Source organism: Pseudomonas sp. R32, from assembly GCF_009866705.1.
In the GTDB taxonomy this organism is placed as follows: domain Bacteria; phylum Pseudomonadota; class Gammaproteobacteria; order Pseudomonadales; family Pseudomonadaceae; genus Aquipseudomonas; species Aquipseudomonas donghuensis.
This window is the reverse complement of record NZ_CP019396.1, coordinates 4,617,536-4,638,823: the sequence shown is the minus strand read 5'-3', so window position 1 is coordinate 4,638,823 and position 21,288 is coordinate 4,617,536. Positions and strand designations below refer to the sequence as shown.

The 21,288-nt window shown below is 61.3% G+C and carries 22 protein-coding genes and 1 other RNA gene; 14 read left to right on the top strand and 9 right to left on the bottom strand.

Annotation, left to right across the window (positions count from 1 at the left end; translation table 11 throughout):
* Positions 1-23 precede the first annotated feature (23 nt).
* Positions 24-503: an Lrp/AsnC family transcriptional regulator gene (locus PspR32_RS21380; RefSeq protein WP_010220747.1), complete on the bottom strand. Its 480-nt coding sequence runs from the start codon at positions 501-503 to the stop codon at positions 24-26.
* Between the two features lie 128 nt (positions 504-631).
* On the opposite strand from PspR32_RS21380, the gene PspR32_RS21375 reads away from it, so the two are divergent.
* Together PspR32_RS21375 and mdeB are read left to right on the top strand one after the other, a co-directional pair.
* On the top strand, positions 632-1,828 hold the full coding sequence (locus tag PspR32_RS21375) for a methionine gamma-lyase (protein WP_010220748.1): 1,197 nt from the start codon (positions 632-634) through the stop codon (positions 1,826-1,828).
* A 38-nt stretch (positions 1,829-1,866) separates the two neighbouring features.
* On the top strand, positions 1,867-4,563 hold the full coding sequence (mdeB, locus tag PspR32_RS21370; RefSeq protein WP_442966934.1) for a pyruvate dehydrogenase E1 component: 2,697 nt from the start codon (positions 1,867-1,869) through the stop codon (positions 4,561-4,563).
* Positions 4,564-4,693: 130 nt separating this feature from the next.
* Here mdeB and PspR32_RS21365 read toward each other — a convergent pair whose 3' ends face one another.
* Complete coding sequence (locus tag PspR32_RS21365) at positions 4,694-5,128, bottom strand: YhcB family protein (protein WP_010220751.1); 435 nt, start codon at positions 5,126-5,128, stop codon at positions 4,694-4,696.
* Positions 5,129-5,266: 138 nt separating this feature from the next.
* Between PspR32_RS21365 and PspR32_RS21360 the strand changes: the two genes are divergently transcribed.
* The 3 genes from PspR32_RS21360 to zapE all read left to right on the top strand — a co-directional run bounded on the left by PspR32_RS21360 (position 5,267) and on the right by zapE (position 8,450).
* Positions 5,267-5,899 (top strand): alpha/beta hydrolase, encoded by a 633-nt coding sequence (locus PspR32_RS21360; protein ID WP_010220752.1) that lies wholly within the window; start codon positions 5,267-5,269, stop codon positions 5,897-5,899.
* A gap of 24 nt (positions 5,900-5,923) precedes the next feature.
* The gene (locus PspR32_RS21355; RefSeq protein ID WP_010220753.1) at positions 5,924-7,273 is read left to right on the top strand and encodes a tryptophan--tRNA ligase; all 1,350 of its coding nucleotides are present in this window, start codon (positions 5,924-5,926) and stop codon (positions 7,271-7,273) included.
* A gap of 82 nt (positions 7,274-7,355) precedes the next feature.
* A complete protein-coding gene (zapE, locus tag PspR32_RS21350; protein WP_010220754.1) occupies positions 7,356-8,450 on the top strand; it encodes a cell division protein ZapE in 1,095 nt (364 codons plus the stop codon).
* A 138-nt stretch (positions 8,451-8,588) separates the two neighbouring features.
* On the opposite strand, the gene PspR32_RS21345 is transcribed toward zapE, so the two are convergent.
* Entirely contained in the window at positions 8,589-9,485 is an 897-nt protein-coding gene (locus PspR32_RS21345; RefSeq protein ID WP_162835469.1) for a GlxA family transcriptional regulator, read from the bottom strand.
* 214 nt (positions 9,486-9,699) lie between these two features.
* Positions 9,700-10,740 carry an NADP(H)-dependent aldo-keto reductase gene (locus tag PspR32_RS21340; RefSeq protein WP_100782546.1) on the bottom strand — a complete coding sequence of 347 codons (1,041 nt, stop codon included), beginning with the start codon at positions 10,738-10,740 and terminating at the stop codon, positions 9,700-9,702.
* A gap of 252 nt (positions 10,741-10,992) precedes the next feature.
* Between PspR32_RS21340 and rplM the strand changes: the two genes are divergently transcribed.
* The 7 genes from rplM (at position 10,993) to PspR32_RS21305 (ending at position 15,861) form a co-directional block, all read left to right on the top strand.
* Positions 10,993-11,421: a 50S ribosomal protein L13 gene (gene rplM, locus PspR32_RS21335; protein ID WP_010220758.1), complete on the top strand. Its 429-nt coding sequence runs from the start codon at positions 10,993-10,995 to the stop codon at positions 11,419-11,421.
* A 14-nt stretch (positions 11,422-11,435) separates the two neighbouring features.
* On the top strand, positions 11,436-11,828 hold the full coding sequence (rpsI, locus tag PspR32_RS21330; protein WP_036996798.1) for a 30S ribosomal protein S9: 393 nt from the start codon (positions 11,436-11,438) through the stop codon (positions 11,826-11,828).
* A gap of 264 nt (positions 11,829-12,092) precedes the next feature.
* Positions 12,093-12,686, top strand: coding sequence for a ubiquinol-cytochrome c reductase iron-sulfur subunit (petA, locus tag PspR32_RS21325; RefSeq protein WP_010220763.1), 594 nt, complete (start codon positions 12,093-12,095; stop codon positions 12,684-12,686).
* The gene (locus PspR32_RS21320) at positions 12,686-13,897 is read left to right on the top strand and encodes a cytochrome b (RefSeq protein ID WP_010220764.1); all 1,212 of its coding nucleotides are present in this window, start codon (positions 12,686-12,688) and stop codon (positions 13,895-13,897) included. Before petA ends, PspR32_RS21320 begins: the two co-directional genes overlap by 1 nt.
* Positions 13,897-14,676 carry a cytochrome c1 gene (locus PspR32_RS21315; RefSeq protein ID WP_010220765.1) on the top strand — a complete coding sequence of 260 codons (780 nt, stop codon included), beginning with the start codon at positions 13,897-13,899 and terminating at the stop codon, positions 14,674-14,676. Before PspR32_RS21320 ends, PspR32_RS21315 begins: the two co-directional genes overlap by 1 nt.
* Positions 14,677-14,794: 118 nt before the next feature.
* Positions 14,795-15,412, top strand: coding sequence for a glutathione S-transferase N-terminal domain-containing protein (locus PspR32_RS21310; protein WP_010220766.1), 618 nt, complete (start codon positions 14,795-14,797; stop codon positions 15,410-15,412).
* 17 nt (positions 15,413-15,429) lie between these two features.
* Entirely contained in the window at positions 15,430-15,861 is a 432-nt protein-coding gene (locus PspR32_RS21305; protein WP_010220768.1) for a ClpXP protease specificity-enhancing factor, read from the top strand.
* Between the two features lie 50 nt (positions 15,862-15,911).
* On the opposite strand, the gene PspR32_RS21300 is transcribed toward PspR32_RS21305, so the two are convergent.
* From PspR32_RS21300 to PspR32_RS21280, 5 genes are all read right to left on the bottom strand, one after another.
* Positions 15,912-16,130: a YgdI/YgdR family lipoprotein gene (locus PspR32_RS21300; protein ID WP_010220769.1), complete on the bottom strand. Its 219-nt coding sequence runs from the start codon at positions 16,128-16,130 to the stop codon at positions 15,912-15,914.
* Positions 16,131-16,245: 115 nt separating this feature from the next.
* Positions 16,246-16,824: a BON domain-containing protein gene (locus PspR32_RS21295; RefSeq protein ID WP_010220770.1), complete on the bottom strand. Its 579-nt coding sequence runs from the start codon at positions 16,822-16,824 to the stop codon at positions 16,246-16,248.
* Entirely contained in the window at positions 16,821-17,414 is a 594-nt protein-coding gene (locus tag PspR32_RS21290) for a phosphoheptose isomerase (protein ID WP_026001179.1), read from the bottom strand. The genes PspR32_RS21295 and PspR32_RS21290 overlap by 4 nt, the downstream gene beginning before the upstream one ends.
* Before the next feature lie 135 nt (positions 17,415-17,549).
* Entirely contained in the window at positions 17,550-17,921 is a 372-nt protein-coding gene (locus PspR32_RS21285; protein WP_010220772.1) for a YraN family protein, read from the bottom strand.
* Positions 17,921-19,741 (bottom strand): penicillin-binding protein activator, encoded by a 1,821-nt coding sequence (locus PspR32_RS21280; RefSeq protein ID WP_159389127.1) that lies wholly within the window; start codon positions 19,739-19,741, stop codon positions 17,921-17,923. Before PspR32_RS21280 ends, PspR32_RS21285 begins: the two co-directional genes overlap by 1 nt.
* Positions 19,742-19,927: 186 nt before the next feature.
* Between PspR32_RS21280 and rsmI the strand changes: the two genes are divergently transcribed.
* A complete protein-coding gene (gene rsmI, locus PspR32_RS21275; RefSeq protein ID WP_026001180.1) occupies positions 19,928-20,803 on the top strand; it encodes a 16S rRNA (cytidine(1402)-2'-O)-methyltransferase in 876 nt (291 codons plus the stop codon).
* Positions 20,804-20,870: 67 nt separating this feature from the next.
* An RNA gene (gene rnpB, locus PspR32_RS21270) (RNase P RNA component class A) lies at positions 20,871-21,230 on the top strand.
* Positions 21,231-21,288 lie beyond the last annotated feature (58 nt).

Below are 21,288 nucleotides of genomic sequence, written 5' to 3'. Positions count from 1 at the left end.
GGGGTTTTTTGTTGGTTGTAAACTCAGATGTGCTTTTCCGACACCGGAATCACCCGTTTCTCCTTCACCGCCTTGAACGAGAAACTCGAGTAAATCTCCTTCACCCCCGGCAAGGTCTGCAGCACTTCCCGCGCAAACTCACCGAATGACTCCAGGTCCCGGGCAAGGATTTCCAGGAGGAAGTCATAGCGCCCGGAGATATTGTGGCAGGCGACGATTTCGGGGATTTCCATCAGCCGCTGCTCGAAGGCGCGGGCCATTTCCTTGGTGTGCGAGTCCATCATGATGCTGACGAAAGCGGTCACGCCAAAACCCAGGGCCTTGGGCGAGAGGATGGCCTGGTAGCCGGTGATATAGCCGGACTCTTCCAGCAACTTCACCCGTCGCCAGCATGGCGAGGTGGTCAGCGAGACCTGGTCGGCCAGTTCGGACACCGTCAGCCGGGCGTTGCCTTGCAGGGCTGCGAGCAAGGCGCGGTCGGTGCGGTCGATGGCTGTAGGCATGTTTTACCCTCCGTGGTCTGGATTTGTTGTTTTTATGTCAATAACCACCCGCAGGGACGGCTACATTTGGAAAAAAATCAGCACCTCAGTGGCATAAGCTTATAACAAACCACTAGAGGCTGTTTGCCATGAGCGGCTCCAATAACAAAACAGGTTTTGCCACCCGCGCCATTCACCACGGTTACGATCCGCTGGAACACAACGGGGCCCTTGTGCCACCGGTCTATCAGACGGCTACCTTCGCTTTTCCTACCGTCGAGTACGGCGCTGCTTGCTTCGCCGGGGAACAAGCCGGGTACTTCTACAGCCGTATCTCCAACCCGACCCTGGCCCTGCTGGAGCAACGCATGGCCTCACTGGAGGGCGGCGAAGCGGGGCTGGCACTGGCCTCGGGAATGGGCGCGATCACCGCCACGCTATGGACGCTGCTGCGCCCCGGCGATGAGGTGCTGGTAGGGCGGACACTGTACGGCTGCACCTTCGCCTTTTTGCACCATGGCATCGGCGAGTTCGGGGTCAAGGTCCGGCATGTCGACATGAGCGATTTACACGCGGTCGCTGCGGCGATCAGCGACAAGACCCGGGTTATCTACTTCGAAACCCCGGCCAACCCGAACATGCACATGACCGACATCGGCGCCGTGGCCAAGCTTGCGCACGCGCACGATATCAGCGTGGTGGTCGACAACACCTACTGCACCCCGTACCTGCAGCGGCCGCTGGAGCTGGGTGCCGACCTGGTGGTGCATTCGGCGACCAAGTACCTCAGTGGCCATGGCGATATCACTGCCGGCCTGGTGGTCGGGCGCAAGGCGCTGGTCGATCGGATTCGTCTGGAAGGCTTGAAGGACATGACCGGTGCGGTGATGTCGCCGCACGACGCCGCCTTGCTCATGCGCGGGATGAAAACCCTGACCCTGCGCATGGAACGCCACTGCAGTAACGCCCAGGCCATCGCCGAATACCTGCAGCAACAGCCGGAAGTCGAACTGATCAATTACCCCGGTTTGCCCGGTTTTGCCCAGTACGAGCTGGCCCAGCGGCAGATGCGCTTGCCTGGCGGCATGATCGCCTTCGAACTCAAGGGCGGCATTAGCGCCGGGCGGCGTTTCATGAACGCCCTGCAATTGTTCAGCCGTGCCGTCAGTCTCGGTGATGCCGAATCCCTGGCTCAGCACCCGGCAAGCATGACCCACTCCAGCTATACCCCAGAGGAGCGTGCCCAGTACGGCATCTCTGAAGGGCTGGTAAGGCTGTCGGTGGGGCTTGAGGACATCGACGATCTGCTGGCGGATATTCAACAGGCGCTCAAGGCCTGCGCCTGAACCCTTCACGGACGAGGTCAAATGCAATGGTGGCAATGATGACCCTTGTGCCTGGCGAAGGTATGCCGCGGCGTCCGGGCGATCCGCAGCTGGACAGTGACCCGGGAGAAACCGCCGAGTGGCTGGAGGCGCTGGATTCGACCCTGCTGCACTGCGGCCCGGAGCGTGCGCAGTTTCTGCTTGAGCAGCTGCAAACCCATGCCCGTGAGTTGGGGCTGGAGCGCGGCGTCCAGGCGTTTTCGGCTTATCGCAATACGCTGTCGGTGGAACAGCAGGGCGCCTATCCGGGCGATCTGGAGCTCGATGAACGCATCACCAGCATCCTGCGCTGGAATGCCCTGGCCATGGTGATGCGGGCCAACCATGCCTATGGTGACCTGGGTGGGCATATCGCCAGCTATGCGTCGGCTGCGGAGATTTTCGAAGTCGGTTTCCAGTATTTCTTTCGCGGTGAGGCGGGCGCTGAGCAGCGTACGGCTGACCTGGTGTTTTTCCAGCCGCATTCGGCTCCGGGCATTTACGCCCGGGCCTTTCTTGAAGGCCGCCTGAGCGAAGAACAACTGGCCAGCTACCGTCAGGAAGTGGCCGGCAACGGCCTGTGCTCTTATCCGCATCCGTGGCTGATGCCCGACTTCTGGCAGTTTCCCACCGGCTCCATGGGCATCGGCCCGATCAACGCCATCTACCAGGCGCGCTTTATGCGCTACCTGCACAACCGCCAGTTGCTCGACACCAGCGCCCGGCATGTCTGGGGGGTGTTTGGCGATGGCGAGATGGATGAGCCGGAATCCATTGCCGGTTTGACACTGGCTGCCCGCGAGCAACTGGATAACCTGACATTTGTGGTCAACTGCAACCTGCAGCGCCTCGACGGCCCGGTGCGTGGCAACGGCCAGATTATCCAGGAGCTTGAGGCACTGTTCAGTGGCGCTGGCTGGAACGTGATCAAGGTGCTCTGGGGCTCGGAGTGGGACCCACTGTTCGCGCGCGACACCGAGCACGTGTTGTTGCGCCAGTTGGCGGCGACACCGGACGGGCAGTTCCAGAACCTTGGGGCCAAGGATGGGGCCTACAACCTCGAGCACTTTTTCAATCAGCAGCCGGCCTTGCAGAAGCTGGTCGAGCACATGAGTTCGGCCGAGATCAACGCACTCAAGCGCGGTGGTCACGATTTTCGCAAGCTTTATGCCGCTTTCGCCGCCGCCAAGGCCTGCAAGGGCCGGCCAACGGTAATCCTGGCCAAGACCAAGAAAGGCTATGGCATGAGCGCTGCGGGCGAGTCGCGGATGACCGCGCACCAGGCCAAGAAACTCGATGTGCAGGCCTTGCTGGCGTTCCGTGACCGTTTCCATTTGCCGCTGTCGGATGCGCAGGTTGAGCAGTTGCAGTTCTATCGGCCGGCCGAGGGCAGCCCGGAGATGCGCTATCTGCGTGAGCGTCGCGCCGCTCTTGGTGGGCCGCTGCCTGCCCGGCGCAGCGATGTGCGTCCGGTGCCGGTACCGGCGCTGGAGGCCATGGGCGGCTTCGCCCTGCAGGCCGACGGCAAAGAAATGTCCACCACCATGGCTGCCGTGCGCATGCTCAGCGCCTGGCTCAAGGCGCCGCAGTTGGGGCCGCGTGTGGTGCCGATAGTGGCCGACGAGGCGCGCACCTTCGGTATGGCCAGCCTGTTCCGCCAGATCGGCATCTATTCACCCCAGGGGCAGTGCTACGAGCCGGAAGACGCAGGGTCGCTGCTGTCCTACAAGGAAGCGCGCGATGGCCAACTGCTGGAGGAAGGCATCACCGAGGCCGGCGCGATTTCTTCCTGGGTGGCCGCGGCGACGTCCTACGCAGTGCATGGCGAGCCGATGCTGCCGGTGTACATCTATTACTCGATGTTTGGCTTCCAGCGTGTCGGCGACCTGATCTGGGCCGCCGCCGACCAGCGTGCCCGTGGCCTGCTGCTGGGGGCCACAGCCGGGCGCACGACGCTGGGTGGGGAAGGGTTGCAGCACCAGGACGGTTCGAGCCTGGTGATGGCTTCGATGGTGCCCAACTGCCGCGCCTGGGAGCCGTGCTTTGCTGGTGAACTGGCGGTGATCCTCGAATACGCCGCGCGGCGCATGCTGGTCGAACAATGCGACGAATTTCACTATGTCGCGGTGATGAACGAAAACTATCCACAGCCGTCCCTGCCAGTGCAGGTGCATGAAGAGGTCTTGCGCGGCATGTACCGTTATGTCGAACAGCAGGTGGCCGATGCCCAGGGGCGCGTGCGCCTGCTCGGCTCCGGGGCGATCCTGCGTGAAGTCATTGCTGCCAGTGAATTGCTGGCCAGCGATTGGCAGGTTGCCAGTGAAGTGTTCAGTGTCACCAGTTTCAGCGAGCTGGCGCGGGAGGCGCGGGATGCTGATCGCGCCAGCCGCCTGGGGCAGGGCAGTGATAATATCAGCCATGTGCAACGCTGCCTGGACGGTGAGGCGCCGGTGATCGCCGCGACCGACTATGTGCGGGCCTGGCCGCAGCTGATTGCCGAGTATGTACAAGCACCTTATGTGACGCTTGGGACTGACGGATTTGGCCGCAGCGATACCCGCCAGCAGTTGCGGCGGTTCTTCGAGGTCGATCGCTTCAGTATCGTACTGGCCAGCTTGCACAGCCTGGTGCGCCAGGGCGGGGTGCAGCGGCGGGTGCTGGATGCGGCGCGGGAGAAGTATGGTTACCGGGAAGGGGAGGCGCCTTGGTACTGCTGACGCTGGCAGGGGCTGCTGCGTAGCCCATATGACCCTGTGGGCGCTGGCCTTGCCAGCGATCGAGCGCATAGCGCTCGCAACGCAGGCGACGCTTATAAAAAAGGCCCCTCACAGGGGCCTTTTATTTTGCTCAGCGCTTGAGCCCGTAATGCTCATCGAGCATGCCCGGCGCGTTGGGCGCTTTCGGTGCGTAGTCGCGCGGCACCTCGGTGTCCTTCGGCGGGGTCAGGCGATCACGCGGGGCCTGGGTGGCCTCGGAGTGCAGGGCGGCCAGCAGGCGTTGGCGGGTGAGTTCGTCCAGGGCCAGGCGGTTGGCGCCTTCGGCCAGGTGATCCTGGACGTCCTGGTAACTTTGGGTCAGTTTCTTGACCAGCGCAGCCGTACTGTTGAAGTGAGTAACCACCTCATTCTGGTAGCTGTCGAAACGTTCCTGGATATCATCCAGCTGACGCTGGGTGCTGCTCGGCGCAGCATTGGGCAGCAGGCGGGCGACCAGGAAACCAACGACGACACCCACGACGAGGGCCAGGGTCGGCAACAACCAAACTAAGAGCGAGAGTTCCACGAGTCCTTCCTCTATAAACGGCTTTGCTTTACGTTAACGGCTCGGACCTGCGCTGTATACCGCGAACGATCGCAAATATCTCAGACAGAATCATTCAGCTAGACGAGTCGACCCTTTCCGAGGTCACGGAGTTTATCCTTGCTTATCCGCGAAACCCCTGTATTCATCGATGGCCCGGTCGGCCAACTGGAAGCCTTGTACCTCGATGTCGCCGACGCCCGCGGCGTTGTGCTGCTGTGCCACCCCAACCCGGTGCAGGGTGGCACCATGATGAACAAGGTGGTGTCGATGCTCCAGCGCACCGCCCGCGATGCCGGCTACATCACCCTGCGCTTCAACTACCGCGGCGTTGGCCAGAGTGCCGGTAGCCATGACATGGGCAGCGGTGAAGTGGACGACGCCCAGGCGGCGGTAGACTGGCTGCGCGAGCAACACCCCGCGCTGCCACTGACGCTGATGGGCTTCTCCTTCGGCGGCTTCGTCGCCGCCAGCCTCGGCGGACGCCTGGAAGCCCGCGGCGTTGCGCTCAAGCACCTGTTCATGGTCGCTCCGGCGGTGATGCGCCTGGGTGATAACCCCTTGCCGCAGCAGGGCGAACTGAGCGTGATCCAGCCGGAAACCGACGAAGTGATCGATCCGCAGATCGTCTACGATTGGTCCGACGCACTGCCGCGCCCCCATGAGCTGCTGAAAGTGGCAGAATGCGGACACTTTTTTCATGGCAAGCTCACCGACCTCAAGGAACTGGTGCTGCCGCGCCTTTCGAACTGATACAAGCCTGATAAGCGATTACCCATGACTACGCGCATCCTTACCGGTATCACCACCACGGGCACGCCTCACCTGGGCAACTACGCCGGTGCCATCCGCCCGGCGATCCTCGCCAGCCGTGAACCGGGTGTCGACTCGTTCTACTTTCTGGCCGACTACCACGCCCTGATCAAGTGCGATGACCCGCAGCGCATCCAGCGCTCGCGCCTGGAAATCGCCGCGACCTGGCTGGCCGGTGGCCTGGACCCTGAGCGGGTGACGTTCTATCGCCAGTCCGACATCCCCGAGATTCCCGAGCTGACCTGGCTGCTGACCTGCGTCGCGGCCAAGGGCCTGCTCAACCGTGCGCATGCCTACAAGGCTTCGGTGGACAAGAACGTCGAGAACGGCGAAGACCCGGATGCCGGGATCAGCATGGGCCTGTACAGCTACCCGGTACTGATGGCCGCCGACATCCTGATGTTCAACGCCAACAAGGTGCCGGTCGGCCGCGACCAGATCCAGCATGTGGAGATGGCCCGCGACATCGGCCAGCGCTTCAACCACCTGTTCGGCCAGGGCAAGGAGTTCTTCGCCATGCCCGAGGCGCTGATCGAGGAAAGCGTGGCCACCCTGCCGGGCCTGGATGGGCGCAAGATGTCCAAGAGCTATGACAACACCATCCCGTTGTTCACCAGCGCCAAGGACATGAAGGATGCCATCTCGCGCATCGTCACCGACTCCCGGGCCCCGGGCGAAGCCAAGGACCCGGACAACGCACACCTGTTCACCCTGTTCCAGGCCTTCGCCACCCCGGCGCAAGCCGACGAGTTCCGTAGCGAACTGCTCCAGGGCCTGGGTTGGGGCGAGGCCAAGCAGCGTCTGTTCCAACTGCTCGATGGCCAGCTGAGTGAACCGCGCGAGCGTTATCACCAACTGATCGGCCGCCCGGCCGACCTGGAGGACATCCTCCTGGCCGGTGCGCAGAAAGCCCGCAAGGTGGCCACGCCGTTCCTCGAACAACTGCGTGAAGCGGTGGGCCTGCGCTCGTTCCGCAACATTGAGCAGGCGCCTGTTCAGGTCAAGAAGAAGGCGGCCAAGACGGCGCGTTTCGTCAGTTTTCGTGAAGACGACGGCAGCTTCCGCTTCCGCCTGCTGGCCGCTGATGGCGAGCAACTGCTGCTGTCGCGCAACTTCGCCGACGGCAAGACCGCAGGTGTGGTGAGCAAGCAACTGCAACAGGGCGGTGAGCTCGATGTGCGCCACGAAGGCCTGGGCTTCAGCCTGTGGCTGGAAGGCGAGTGCGTCGGCGACGGCCCGCAGTTCGCCGATGCCGCTGCCCGCGACGCGGCGATCGAAACCCTGCGAGCGGCCCTGGTGCCACAGCAGGACTGAACGGCTTATCGCAAGTCTGATTGCCATTATCCGGGGCCGTCGCTACAGTGACGGCCCGTTTTTGTTACCTTGCTAACGAATTATGACGCCCCTAGAACGATATCAAGCAGATCTGAAACGTCCCGAATTCTTCCATGACGCGGCGCAGGAAACTGCAGTGCGTCATCTGCAGCGCCTGTACGACGATCTGATCGCGGCGCAGAACAACAAGCCGGGTGTGTTCGGCAAGCTGTTTGGCAAGAAGGACCAGGCACCGGTCAAGGGCTTGTACTTCTGGGGTGGGGTAGGCCGCGGCAAGACCTACCTGGTCGATACCTTCTTCGAGGCGCTGCCGTTCAAGCAGAAAGTGCGTACGCACTTCCACCGCTTCATGAAGCGCGTCCACGAGGAAATGAAAACCCTCAAGGGCGAGAAGAACCCGCTGACCATCATTGCCAAGCGCTTCTCGGAAGAGGCGCGGGTAATCTGCTTCGACGAGTTCTTCGTCTCCGACATCACCGACGCGATGATCCTCGGCACCCTGATGGAGGAGCTGTTCAAGAACGGCGTGACCCTGGTGGCGACCTCCAACATCGTCCCTGATGGCCTGTACAAGGACGGCCTGCAGCGTGCGCGCTTCCTGCCGGCGATCGCCCTGATCAAGCAGAACACCGAGATCGTCAACGTCGACAGCGGCGTCGACTATCGCCTGCGCCACCTGGAGCAAGCCGAGCTGTTCCACTTCCCGCTCGACGAAGCGGCCCACGAAAGCCTGCGCAAGAGCTTCCGCGCGCTGACGCCGGAATGCACCCAGGCGGTCGAGAACGATGTACTGGTGATCGAGAACCGTGAAATTCGTGCCCTGCGCACCTGCGACGACGTGGCCTGGTTCGAATTCCGCGAACTGTGCGACGGCCCGCGCAGCCAGAACGACTACATCGAACTGGGCAAGATCTTCCATGCCGTGCTGCTGAGCGACGTCGAGCAGATGAGCGTGGCGACCGATGACATCGCCCGGCGCTTCATCAACATGGTCGACGAATTCTATGACCGCAACGTCAAGCTGATCATCTCGGCCGAGGTTGAGCTCAAGGACCTGTACACCGGTGGTCGCCTGACCTTCGAATTCCAGCGGACCCTGAGCCGCTTGCTGGAAATGCAGTCCCACGAATTCCTGTCGCGGGCGCATAAGCCTTAAAAGCAGCTGCAAGTTTCAAGCTTCAAGCTGCAAGCAGGATCAAGAGCCGACCGCGCGTTGCTCTTGATCCTGCTCTTGCTCTTGCTCTTGCTTGCCGCTTGAAGCTTGAAGCTTGAAGCTTGAAGCTGAGGAGGCCTTTCAGGCCTCCTGCATAAACTGCTGCCGATACTGATTCGGCGACAACTCCGTGTGCTGCCTGAACAACCGGGCAAAGAAACTCGCATCGTCGTAGCCAACTTCATAGCTGATGGTCTTGATGCTCTTGCGTGTGCCCGACAGCAAGCCCTTGGCCGTTTCGATCCGTAGCCGTTGCAGGTAGTGCAGCGGCTTGTCACCGGTGGCGCTCTGGAAGCGGCGCATGAAGTTGCGGATGCTCATGCCGTGGTTGCGGGCGACGTCCTCGAAGCGGAACTTGTCGGCGAAATGCTCCTCGAGCCAGTGCTGGATCTGCAGGATGATCAGGTCCTGGTGCAGCTTCTGCCCGCCAAAGCCCATGCGCCCCGGGGTGTAGTTGCGCTGCACTTCGTAGAGGATGTCGCGGGCCACTGCTTGCGCCACGTTGGCCCCGCAGAAACGCTCGATCAGGTAGATGTACAGGTCGCAGGCCGAGGTGGTGCCGCCGGCGCAGTAGAGGTTGTCGGCGTCGGTCAGGTGCTTGTCCTGGTTGAGGCTGACTTTGGGAAAGCGCTCGGCGAACTGGCTGAAAAAACGCCAGTAGGTGGTCGCCTCCTTGCCATCGAGCAGGCCAGCTTCGGCCAGCCAGAACACCCCGCTGGCCTCGCCGCACAGCACGGCACCGCGGGCATGCTGCTCGCGCAACCAGGGCAGTACCTGCGGGTAGCGCTGGCAAAGGGCATCGAAATCGTCCCAGAAGGCCGGCAGGATGATGATGTCGGCGGCTTCCAGGCCACTGTCGACCGGCAGTGTCACGTCGCTGAAGCTGCGCACCGGCAGGCCGTCAGGGCTTACCAGGCGGGTTTCGAACATCGATTGCAGGCCCAGCCCCAATTGCTTGCTGTAGCGCAGGCTGGCCAGGTGGAAGAAGTCCTTGGCCTGCATCAGGGTCGATGCAAAGACGTTGTCGATGGCCAGGATGCTGACGCGCCGCAAGGACGCCGTGGGTTGGGTAAACATCATTTTCTTTATTCTTATAGGGTAGAGTGGTCAATCACCGGCTGGATCGTCTTATTTTTTGGCGATTGTGTCTACCCTCGGTTCCCACCTTGTTTGTGGGAACCGGGATCGCGTCTCAGGGCGCGGGGTTGGGCTGGTCCTGATGGATGGCCTCGATGCCCGCCAGCAGCTCGTCAGTGAGCTTCAGGTTGATGCTGGCCAGGTTGCTGTCCAGTTGCGCAAGCGTTGTCGCACCGATGATGTTGCTGGTCACGAACGGCTGGCGAGTGACGAAGGCCAGGGCCATCTGCGCCGGGTCCAGGCCATGGTCGCGGGCCAGCTTCACGTAGCGGCTGCAGGCGCTCACGGTCTGTGGGTTGGAATAGCGCGAGAAGCGGTTGAACAGGGTCAGGCGGCCATCGGCCGGGCGCGCACCGTCTTCATACTTGCCCGAGAGCATGCCGAAGGCCAGTGGCGAGTAGGCCAGCAGGCCGCACTGTTCGCGGATGGCGATCTCCGCCAGGCCGACCTCGAAGCTGCGGTTGAGCAGGTTGTAGGGGTTCTGGATTGAAACCGCACGGCTCCAGCCACGGCTTTCGGCCAGTTGCAGGAATTTCATGGTGCCCCACGGGGTTTCGTTGGACAGGCCGATGTGGCGGATCTTGCCGGCCTTGACCTGCTCGTCGAGCACTTCAAGGGTTTCTTCCAGCGGGGTGAACAGGTCCTGCGGCGCGTGCTGGTAACCCAGCTTGCCGAAGAAGTTGGTGCTGCGCTCGGGCCAGTGCAACTGGTAGAGGTCGATCCAGTCGGTCTGCAGGCGCTTGAGGCTGTCGTCCAGGGCCGCGACGATGTGCTGGCGGTTGTGCTTGAGCAGGCCGTCGCGAATATGGTTGATGCCATTGCCGGGCCCGGCCACCTTGCTGGCCAGGATCCACTGGGCACGGTCGCCGCGCTGGCTGAACCAGTTGCCGATCATGCGCTCGGTGGCGGCGTAGGTTTCCGGGCGGGGAGGGACCGGGTACATCTCGGCAGTATCGATGAAGTTGATCCCGGCGGCCTTGGCCCGTTCGATCTGGGCGAAGGCCTGGGCCTGGTCGTTCTGCTCGCCCCAGGTCATGCTGCCCAGGCACAGGGCGCTGACGTTGAGGTCGGTTCGGCCCAGCTGGCGATAGTCCATTCGGCTGCTTCCTGTCTAAAAGAAGCATAAAAGCAGGTTGAATTTTTTTTCGCAATCTGGATAATTCAGCCCCTCTCCGTGCAGCGGAAGTGATGCCCCGCTCCATAGAAGAACCCTGCCGAATATTGGACGCGCTGACCCGAGCCCCCGATAGCGTCCGTGTGCGGCTGTGTCCTTGACTTGTCAAGGTGCGCACTATCCAGTAAGATCTGCCGTCTTATTTTCGCTGGGCGGCCCCTGAGGCTATAAAGAATGAAAACTTTTACTGCTAAACCGGAAACAGTAAAGCGCGACTGGTTCGTCGTTGACGCTGCTGGCAAGACCCTGGGTCGTCTGGCCACTGAGATCGCGAGCCGTCTGCGTGGCAAGCACAAGCCAGAGTACACTCCTCACGTTGACACCGGCGACTACATCGTCGTCATCAACGCCGAGCAGGTTCGTGTCACTGGTGCCAAGACTTCGGACAAAATGTACTACTCCCACTCCGGCTTCCCGGGCGGTATCAAGGAAATCAACTTCGAGAAGTTGATCGCCAAGGCCCCAGAGCGCGTGATCGAGACCGCGGTTAAAGGCATGCTGCCTAAGAACCCACTGGGTCGCGACATGTACCGTAAGCTGAAAGTCTATGCGGGCGCTACTCACCCTCATACTGCTCAGCAGCCCCAAGAACTGAAGATTTAACGGAATAGTTCATTATGTCGGCGACTCAAAATTACGGCACTGGCCGTCGCAAGACCGCAACCGCTCGCGTTTTCCTGCGTCCAGGTACCGGTAACATCTCCATCAACAACCGTTCTCTGGACGTGTTCTTCGGTCGTGAAACCGCGCGCATGGTAGTACGCCAGCCGCTGGAACTGACCGAGACCACCGAAAAGTTCGACATCTACGTCACCGTTATCGGTGGTGGTGTCAGCGGCCAGGCCGGTGCGATCCGTCACGGTATCACCCGTGCACTGATGGACTACGACGAAACCCTGCGTGGCGCTCTGCGTCGTGCTGGCTACGTCACCCGCGACGCTCGTGAAGTCGAGCGTAAGAAAGTGGGTCTGCGTAAAGCACGTAAGCGTCCTCAGTACTCCAAGCGTTAATTTCGCTTCGGTGTTCAAAAAAAGCCCGGTTCCTGGTGGAACCGGGCTTTTTTTATGTCTTGAATAACTATGCTGTTGTTTGCTGTGACAACTTGCCGCATAGACGCAAGTCAAGAGTTATAAGGGATAGCGGGGTGGCACAAGGCTAATCACCTTGTCAGAGAAGGGTCTTTTCATTACCATGCGGCAAATTTTTAGCAGTTCAGAAATTACTTAGTAGATGCCTGTTGCAACAGGCCATTAAAGCTGATGGGAGAGGACTGAATGAGCAATGACGGCGTCAATGCAGGCCGGCGTCGCTTCCTCGTAGCAGCCACGTCCGTGGTGGGTGCTGCAGGAGCGGTGGGGGCTGCGGTCCCGTTCGTAGGGTCATGGTTCCCCAGTGCCAAGGCGAAAGCCGCAGGTGCACCGGTGAAGGTCAATATCGCCAAGGTAGAGCCTGGTCAGCAGATGATTGCTGAGTGGCGCGGTCAACCGGTGTTCATCGTTCGTCGTACCGAAGAGATTCTCGGCAACCTCAAGAAGATCACCGGCGATCTCTCCGACCCTGAGTCCAAGGCATCGGTTCAACCCACCTACGTCGATCCGTCGAACCGCTCGATCAAGCCGGAAATCCTCGTGCTGGTCGGTCTGTGCACCCACCTGGGCTGCTCGCCGACCTTCCGGCCGGAAGTGGCACCTGTCGACCTGGGTCCGAAGTGGGTCGGTGGCTACTTCTGCCCGTGCCACGGTTCCCATTACGACCTGGCTGGCCGCGTCTACAAATCTCAGCCGGCGCCGCTCAATCTGCCAGTGCCGCCGCACTCTTATGAGTCGGACGACATCATTGTCGTCGGCGTCGATCAGGAGAACGCGTGATGAGTAAGTTCATGGATTGGGTTGACGCCCGCTTCCCCGCGACCAAGATGTGGGAAGACCATCTCAGCAAGTATTACGCACCGAAGAACTTCAACTTCTTCTACTTCTTCGGCTCCCTGGCCCTGTTGGTGCTGGTCAACCAGATCGTCACCGGTGTGTGGCTGACCATGAGCTTCACCCCTTCGGCCGAAGAGGCGTTCGCCTCGGTCGAATACATCATGCGTGACGTCGAGTACGGCTGGATCTTGCGCTACCTGCACTCCACCGGCGCGTCGGCGTTCTTCATCGTCGTCTACCTGCACATGTTCCGCGGCCTGCTGTACGGCTCGTACCAGAAGCCTCGCGAGCTGGTCTGGGTGTTCGGCATGCTGATCTACCTGGCGCTGATGGCCGAAGCCTTCATGGGCTACCTGCTGCCGTGGGGCCAGATGTCCTACTGGGGTGCCCAGGTGATCATCTCGCTGTTCGGTGCCATTCCGGTGATCGGCGACGACCTGACCCAGTGGATTCGCGGTGACTACCTGATCTCCGGGATCACCCTGAACCGCTTCTTCGCCCTGCACGTGGTGGCCCTGCCGATCGTCATTCTCGGCCTGGTGGTGCTGCACATCCTGGCGCTGCACGAAGTGGGTTCGAACAACCCTGATGGCGTCGACATCAAGAAGCTCAAGGACGAAAACGGCGTGCCGCTGGACGGCATCGCGTTCCACCCTTACTACACCGTGAAGGATATCGTCGGCGTCGTCGTGTTCCTCTTCGTGTTCTGCGCCATCGTGTTCTTCTTCCCGGAAATGGGCGGTTACTTCCTGGAAAAACCGAACTTCGAACAGGCCAACGCCTTCAAGACCCCTGAGCACATTGCCCCGGTCTGGTACTTCACTCCGTTCTACGCAATCTTGCGGGCGGTGCCGGACAAGCTCCTGGGCGTGATCGCCATGGGCGCTGCGATTGCCGTGCTGTTCGTCCTGCCGTGGCTGGATCGCAGCCCGGTCAAGTCCATGCGCTACAAGGGCTGGATGAGCAAGGTCTGGCTGCTGGTGTTCTGCATCTCGTTCGTGATCCTCGGTGTGCTCGGCGTTCTGGCGCCTACCCCGGGCCGTACGCTGCTGTCGCAGGTATGCACCTTCCTGTATTTCGCCTACTTCCTTCTGATGCCGTTCTACACCCGGCTCGAGAAGACCAAACCGGTTCCGGAAAGGGTGACTGGCTGATGAAAAAGCTATTTGCAGTATTGATTCTGGCAGTGATGCCCGCGTTCACCTTCGCCGCCGAACACGGCCTGGAGCTGGACAAGGTCGATATCGACCTGACCGACAAGGCCGCCATGCAGGACGGCGCACGCACCTTCGCCAACTATTGCATGGGTTGCCACAGCGCCAAGTTCCAGCGTTACGAGCGCGTGGCTGACGACCTGGGTATTCCTCACGAGCTGATGCTCGAGAAGCTGGTGTTCACCGGCGCCAAGATTGGCGACCACATGAAGATCGGCATGAAGCCTGAAGATGCCAAGACCTGGTTTGGTGCCGCGCCGCCCGACCTCACCCTGGTTGCCCGGGTCCGTGGTACCGATTGGCTGTACAGCTACCTGCGTAGCTTCTATGAAGACAAGTCGCGTCCGTACGGGGTGAACAACAAGGTTTTCCCCAACGTCGGCATGCCTAACGTGCTGGTTGGCCTGCAGGGCAACCAGGTGATCGGCTGCAAGCAAGTGCAGACCGTGGTCGATGGCAAGAAGCAATACGACCCGCTGACCGGCTCGCCGTTGACCCATGAAGCATGTGACCAGCTGACCGTGGAGCCGAAATCCGGTACCCTGACGCCAGAGCAGTTCGACGAGAAGGTCAAGAACCTGGTGACCTTCCTGGCCTACTCGGCTAACCCGGTCAAACTGGAAAGCCAGCGCATCGGCACCTATGTGCTGCTGTATCTGGCCTTCTTCTTCGTATTCGCTTACCTGCTCAAGCGCGAATACTGGAAGGACGTGCACTGATCACGCAGTAGTTTCTGGTAGTTGAACGCGCCCTGGGGCGCCTCTGGATTCACAGGGGCGCTCGCAGGGCGCGTTTGCATTTGCAGCATTTATAAATTCATACGCGAGGAGGACCACTATGGGCGTGACCAACCGGTTAGCCTGCTACTCCGACCCCGCTGACCATTATTCTCATCGGGTGCGCATCGTTCTCGCCGAGAAGGGTGTCAGCGTCGAGATCATCAACGTCGATCCTGGTCGCCTGCCGCCCAAGCTGGTTGAAGTGAACCCCTATGGCAGCGTGCCAACCCTGGTCGATCGCGACCTGGCGTTGTACGAGTCGACCGTGGTGATGGAATACCTCGATGAACGTTACCCGCATCCGCCGCTGTTGCCGGTGTATCCAGTGGCGCGGGCCAACAGCCGCCTGCTGATCCACCGCATCCAGCGCGACTGGTGTGCGCTGGTCGACCTGATACTCGACCCGCGTAGCAAGGAGCCTGCACGCGTCCAGGCGCGCAAGGAATTGCGCGAGAGCCTGACCGGGGTGTCGCCGTTGTTTGCCGACAAGCCTTGTTTCCTCAGTGAGGAGCAAAGTCTGGTCGATTGTTGTCTATTGCCCATACTCTGGCGTTTGCCAGTGTTGGGTATCGAACTGCCGCGGCCGGCCAAGCCGTTGCTCGATTACATGGAGCGACAGTTTGCCCGCGAAGCCTTCCAGGCAAGCCTGTCCGCTGCTGAACGTGAAATGCGCTAGGTTTTAAGGAGCTGTCGATGAACTCCAGTCGCCCCTATTTGGTACGTGCACTCTATGAGTGGATCGTGGACAACGACTGCACACCGCATATGCTGGTCAATGCCGAATACCCGGCCGTCCAGGTACCCCAGAGCTTCGCCAGTGACGGTCAGATCGTCCTGAACATCTCACCCAATGCCGTACGTCACCTGCACATGGATAACGAAGCAGTGAGCTTCGAGGGCCGCTTTGGCGGCGTCGCCCACACCCTGTTCGTGCCGGCCGGTGCGATTCTGGGTATTTATGCCCGGGAAAACGGCCAGGGCATGGTCTTCGAGCTCGAGCCGCCATTGCTCGACGATGAAGATGAAGAGGAAGACGACAACGTTGAGCCGGATGACGATGGTCCGCAGGGTGGTGGCCAGCCGCCACGGCCCAGCGGGCGTCCGAGCCTGAAGGTGGTCAAGTAACGAAAAAGGCGATCCATGCGGATCGCCTTTTTTGTGTCTGCCGGCCTGGATTACAGGTCGGTGATGGTGCGGACCTGGTCCTTGTTGACCTTGATCACCTTGCCATCGAGCTGCTTGAACTCGTAGAAGCCGGCGGCGCGATCGTAGTACGGCGCGTCGACTGCCTGGAATTCGCGGCCGTCGTTGAGGGTGATCTGGCTTGGGGTGGAGCAGCCGGCCAGGGTGGCGAGGGCGCCAATCAGCAAGGTTGGTAGCAGGCCGTTTTTCATGGGGACTTCCTAAGCGGGTGGATGTAAAGGCTGGGGGCGCTTTGCGCCCCATCGCTGGCAAGGCCAGCTCCCACAGGATTGGCGTAAACCTCGCTGTGGGAGTGGCCCTGGGGAATCAGTCGATGTATTCGAACAGCTTGACGATCTTCTGCACGCCCGACACACCCTGCACCAGGTTGGTGGCACGGGTGGCTTCCTGTTGGGTCAGCAGGCCGAGCAGGTAGACGATGCCGTTCTCGGTGATCACCTTGATGCGCGAACCGGGGATGCTGCTGTCGGTGAGCATCTGGGTCTTGATCTTGGTGGTCAGCCAGGCGTCATTGTTGCGCGCCAGGATCGAGGAGGGCGGCAGCACCTGCAGCTCGTTGTGCACCTTTTTCACTCGCTGGACCTGGCTGGCAGCCTGTTCGGCCAGGCTCTTGAGGTCGGCGCGCGGGGTCTGCCCGGCGAGCAGGACGATGCCGTTGTAGCTGCTGACGACGATGTGCGAACTCTTGTCCAGGTCAGGGCTGGCCTTGGCGACGTTGACCGATACTTTGGTTTCGATCAGCGAGTCATCAATTTTGCTGCCGAAGGTACGGGTGCCGCGATCGTCCTCGATTGGCGTATCGCGGGTGGCAGTGAGCACCGAGCTGCAACCGGTGAGGCTCAGGCACAGGGTCAGGGCCATCAGGCCGAGGCGGTTAGGGGTCATTCTTCACTCCCGAACAATTGGCTGTCGATCAAGTCGCAGAGGCAGTGGATCGCCAGCAGGTGGACTTCCTGGATACGTGCGGTGACGTTGGCCGGAACGCGAATCTCGACGTCTTCAGGCAGCAGCAGCGAGGCCATGCCGCCGCCATCGCGTCCGGTCAGAGCTACGACAATCATTTCGCGATCATGTGCGGCCTGGATCGCCTGAATAATGTTCGCCGAGTTACCGCTGGTCGAAATTGCCAGCAGTACATCGCCGGGTTGGCCCAGGGCGCGGATCTGCTTGGAGAAGATTTCGTTGTAGCTGTAGTCGTTGGCGATCGAGGTGATGGTCGAGCTGTCGGTGGTCAAGGCGATGGCCGGCAGGCTCGGGCGTTCGCGCTCGAAGCGGTTGAGCAGTTCGGAAGAGAAGTGCTGGGCATCGCCGGCCGAGCCGCCGTTGCCGCAGGCAAGCATCTTGCCCTCGTTGAGCAGCGCATTGACCATGACCTGACTGGCTTGCTCGATGTGTGGTGCAAGGACTTCCATCGCCTGTTGCTTGGTGTTGATACTGGCCTGAAAAAGCTGGCGAATTCGGGATTGCATGTCCATCAGTGTGACCTTAAGTAGGGCGGCTGGCCGGGCGCGTCGGGAGTATACAAAAAAGGTCCCGGCACATGACTGTGCAGCCCGTGAAGCAAAGAGCAAAAAAAGTTGTAGGGGTAATGGGGCGCAGCGATCGCGGGTTCAGCACTCGAAGGCATTTTTCAGCCAGTTCAGTGCTGGGCCCGAATGGCCTTTGCCTTGCAAGGCGATGACATCGAAACGGCAGGGGTGGTTGGCCCAGCGTGTTTCCTTTTGCAGAAAAGACTCGGCGGCTAGCACCAGTTTGTCCTGCTTGCGCCCGTCGATACTGGCCAGGGCACCGCCAAAGTCCGCGTGCAGCCGGTAGCGGACTTCGACGAATACTACTGTATCGCTGTCGAGCATGACCAGATCAAGCTCGCCGCGTTTGCATCGCCAGTTCTGCGCCAGTAGCTGCAGGCCTTGCCCCTGAAGGTATTCAAGGGCTTGCCGTTCGGCGGCCTGGCCGGCCTGTTGGCGCGAACTGGCGGGCATCAGCGTGGCGTATCGGGCAGGCGTTTGACCTGGCCGCCGGAGAACTCGGCCCAGGGCAGTTGCCGCTCGATGCGCTGGTTCTCGTTCATGCTCAGGCTGCCGGACAAGCCGTCGATGCGGTTTTCAGGCAGCGCGCGCAGCTGGCCCAGACGCGGTGCCAGGCTGAAGGCGTCGATGCCCATGGCGTACAGGCGGCCCAGGCTGCCGGCAGCTTGTGGCCACTGGCGCTCGACCTGCTGACGCAGCGGATTGCCGCTGTCGAGCAGCCACGGGGTATCGCAGAAGCGCACGCCGGTGAGGTCGTTGTACTGGTTGGCGTCGCCGTTGGCGCTGTACACGTGCGAGGTGGCGTACACCGGAACGTCGCCGGCGTACTGGAAGTTCAGGGTCGGCTTGATCTGCTGGCCTTGCTGCGGGGTGGCGGCAAGGAAGATGAAGTCGATGTCCTGGCGGCGCGAAGGCTGGGCCGATACCGCACCGCCTACAGTGTTTTGCAGGCTCTTGGCGCGGCCTTCGCTCTGGCGCAGCTGGAACAGGTCAGCGATCTGCTGAGCCAGGGCCACTGGCTGATCGATGTGCTGGGCGGCCAGCAGGCTGCCGCCGTTGGCTTCCCAGTCCTGGCGGAAGGCCTTGAGCACGCGGTCGCCCCATTCGCCTTTTGGCACCAGGGCTACGGCGCGAACCATGCCGTCGGCGCGGGCGCGACGGGACACTTCACGGGCTTCGTCTTCGGCGGCGAGACCGAACTGATACAGCTGCTCCGGGCCTTTCTGGCCGGCGTCGCTGTAGTTCAGGGCCAGGGTGGTAATAGGCAGCTGCGGGTAGGCGGCGAGCTTTTTCACCAGCGGTTTTTCCAGTGGGCCAACCACCAGTTGCACGCCCGAGGCCTGGGCCTGGCGATAGAAGTCATCCAGCGAGGTCAGTCGCGAGCTGTCGAAGACTTCGATGGTTGGCGGCTTCTGCCCGGCTTGCTGGGCCTGGAAGTGCGCGGCCATGAAGCCGTCACGCAGGGCGCGGGCGACGCCGGCCAGCTGGCCTTCCTGTGGCAGCAGCAGGGCAATCTTGGTCAGCGGCTGGCTGGTCAGTTCCATCAGCTTGATCAGCGATGGCGGCAGTTGGGCGGCGGCCGGGTGATCGGCATGCTGCGTGCGCCAGGCGTCGATGGCGGCTTGTTGCTGTTCGACAGTGCCGGCACCTTTGACCGCCAGGGCCAGGCTGGCCCAGCCAGCCATGGTGTCGGTACCGGCGCTCAAGCCTTTGAGCTGGTCGCGCGGAACTGCCGCCACCAGGTTCCAGATCGCGTCATTGTTGGCGTTGGCGGCATTGCCCTTGAGCAGCGGCGTCAGTTGCACGCGCTCCTGGGCAGCAGCCAGGGGCTGGCCGTTGGCTTCCAGTACCATGGCATGCACGTTGCGGGTGCGGATCTGTTGATCCTCCGGCAGTTCGTTCAGGCGCGCCAGGCTCGGGTGGCTCAGGGCGGTCAGGGCCAGCTTGGGCTGGTTGCGGCTCATGGCCAGTTCTGCCGCCAGGGTACTGGCGAACATCTGCTGGGCCGGTTTGAGCTGCTCCAGCGGCACTTGCTCGAGGATGCGCGCGGCGCGGGCATTGTCCTTTTGCTTGTAGGCCAGGTCGGCGGCGCTCAGGCGCAGCAGTGCTGCTTGCTCCGGGGTCTTGCTGGTAGTGGCCTGTTCAAGCAGTTGCTCGATGCTGGCATCCGGTGTGCGCGGCAGTTCGCCGAGGCTCGACGAGGGCGAGCTGGCGCAGGCTGCCAGCAGGGCGGCGAGGCAAAGGGCTGTGAACAGCCGCAGGCAAGCGATCATGTAAGGGTCCTGTTACTCGATCAAATTAACGGGCGATTGTACCCAAGCGCTGGCCGGGGCGCGATCTTGCTGGCGTTAATCCTTCAATATAGGTGCTGGAACACCGGTTTGCGGTGATCCTGGTTGCCCAATGTTGCCGGGTCTCGGGCTACAATGGCGCTTTGATCATGACGACAGGTGTATGCAGTGACTGATGTTCCAGGGGCTTCCCAATCCACTTCGGGCACGCTTTACGTGGTGGCCACGCCAATCGGCAACCTGGATGACATGAGTGCCCGGGCGCTGAAAGTGCTCGGCGATGTGGCGTTGATTGCCGCTGAGGACACCCGTCACTCCATTCGTCTGTTGCAGCACTTCGGCATCAATACCCCCTTGGCCGCCTGCCATGAGCACAACGAGCGTGATGAGGGCAGCCGCTTTCTCACCCGCTTGCTGGCCGGGGATAACGTTGCGCTGATTTCCGATGCCGGCACGCCGCTGATTTCCGATCCTGGTTATCACCTGGTGCGTCAGGCCCGTGCCGCGGGCATTGCGGTGGTGCCGGTCCCGGGCGCCTGTGCCCTGATCGCGGCGCTGTCGGCCGCCGGCCTGCCATCGGACCGTTTTATCTTCGAAGGCTTCCTGCCGGCCAAGGCTGTAGGGCGTCGTGCGCGCCTGAGTCAGGTCAAGGAAGAGCCGCGTACGCTGATCTTCTACGAAGCGCCGCACCGGATCCTCGAGTGTCTGCAGGATATGGAAGAGGTGTTTGGTGGTGAGCGTCCGGCGCTGCTGGCCCGCGAGCTGACCAAGACCTTCGAGACCCTCAAGGGCTTGCCTCTGGCTGAACTGCGCGCTTTCGTCGAGGCCGACAGCAATCAGCAGCGTGGCGAGTGCGTGGTGCTGGTGGCGGGCTATAGCGCGCCGGAAGATGAGCAGGCGGTGAATAGCGAGGCGATGCGCATTCTCGACCTGCTGCTGGCGGAGATGCCGCTCAAGCGCGCGGCAGCCCTGGCGGCGGAAATTACCGGCGTACGCAAGAACCTGCTGTACCAGGTGGCGCTGGAAAAACAGAAAGCCCACTGATGTTATAGTGACATTATCGGTTTTATCGCTTGTTCTTGACGCTCGCTACCGTTAACCTTTGTGGCGGAGAGTCGATTGGACAGTCGCTGCCTTCTATTGTTTCGCAATAGAGGGGGGAGGAAAGTCCGGGCTCCATAGGGCAGAGTGCCAGGTAATGCCTGGGGGGCGCGAGCCTACGGAAAGTGCCACAGAAAATAACCGCCTAAGCACCTCGGTGCCGGTAAGGGTGAAAAGGTGCGGTAAGAGCGCACCGCATGACTGGCAACAGTTCATGGCTAGGTAAACCCCACTCGGAGCAAGACCAAATAGGGTTCCATATGGCGCGGCCCGCGTTGGAACCGGGTAGGTTGCTAAAGGCGTCCAGTGATGGCCGTCGTAGAGGAATGACTGTCCTCGACAGAACCCGGCTTACAGATCGACTCTCCACCTTTTCCCCTCCTGCTTGAATCGATAGCAGATGCGTCTTTGTAATACCAAAAAAATCT

What these genes read in the sequence shown, in the direction of transcription:
- PspR32_RS21290 (WP_026001179.1), bottom strand. Translation starts at nt 17,414, where the DNA reads ATGGACATGCAATCCCGAATTCGCCAGCTTTTTCAGGCCAGTATCAAC.
- mdeB (WP_442966934.1), top strand. Translation starts at nt 1,867, where the DNA reads ATGACCCTTGTGCCTGGCGAAGGTATGCCGCGGCGTCCGGGCGATCCG.
- PspR32_RS21300 (WP_010220769.1), bottom strand. Translation starts at nt 16,130, where the DNA reads ATGAAAAACGGCCTGCTACCAACCTTGCTGATTGGCGCCCTCGCCACC.
- PspR32_RS21305 (WP_010220768.1), top strand. Translation starts at nt 15,430, where the DNA reads ATGAACTCCAGTCGCCCCTATTTGGTACGTGCACTCTATGAGTGGATC.
- PspR32_RS21340 (WP_100782546.1), bottom strand. Translation starts at nt 10,740, where the DNA reads ATGGACTATCGCCAGCTGGGCCGAACCGACCTCAACGTCAGCGCCCTG.
- rpsI (WP_036996798.1), top strand. Translation starts at nt 11,436, where the DNA reads ATGTCGGCGACTCAAAATTACGGCACTGGCCGTCGCAAGACCGCAACC.
- PspR32_RS21380 (WP_010220747.1), bottom strand. Translation starts at nt 503, where the DNA reads ATGCCTACAGCCATCGACCGCACCGACCGCGCCTTGCTCGCAGCCCTG.
- PspR32_RS21285 (WP_010220772.1), bottom strand. Translation starts at nt 17,921, where the DNA reads ATGCCCGCCAGTTCGCGCCAACAGGCCGGCCAGGCCGCCGAACGGCAA.
- zapE (WP_010220754.1), top strand. Translation starts at nt 7,356, where the DNA reads ATGACGCCCCTAGAACGATATCAAGCAGATCTGAAACGTCCCGAATTC.
- PspR32_RS21315 (WP_010220765.1), top strand. Translation starts at nt 13,897, where the DNA reads ATGAAAAAGCTATTTGCAGTATTGATTCTGGCAGTGATGCCCGCGTTC.
- PspR32_RS21375 (WP_010220748.1), top strand. Translation starts at nt 632, where the DNA reads ATGAGCGGCTCCAATAACAAAACAGGTTTTGCCACCCGCGCCATTCAC.
- PspR32_RS21295 (WP_010220770.1), bottom strand. Translation starts at nt 16,824, where the DNA reads ATGACCCCTAACCGCCTCGGCCTGATGGCCCTGACCCTGTGCCTGAGC.
- PspR32_RS21310 (WP_010220766.1), top strand. Translation starts at nt 14,795, where the DNA reads ATGGGCGTGACCAACCGGTTAGCCTGCTACTCCGACCCCGCTGACCAT.
- PspR32_RS21355 (WP_010220753.1), top strand. Translation starts at nt 5,924, where the DNA reads ATGACTACGCGCATCCTTACCGGTATCACCACCACGGGCACGCCTCAC.
- PspR32_RS21320 (WP_010220764.1), top strand. Translation starts at nt 12,686, where the DNA reads ATGAGTAAGTTCATGGATTGGGTTGACGCCCGCTTCCCCGCGACCAAG.
- rplM (WP_010220758.1), top strand. Translation starts at nt 10,993, where the DNA reads ATGAAAACTTTTACTGCTAAACCGGAAACAGTAAAGCGCGACTGGTTC.
- petA (WP_010220763.1), top strand. Translation starts at nt 12,093, where the DNA reads ATGAGCAATGACGGCGTCAATGCAGGCCGGCGTCGCTTCCTCGTAGCA.
- PspR32_RS21280 (WP_159389127.1), bottom strand. Translation starts at nt 19,741, where the DNA reads ATGATCGCTTGCCTGCGGCTGTTCACAGCCCTTTGCCTCGCCGCCCTG.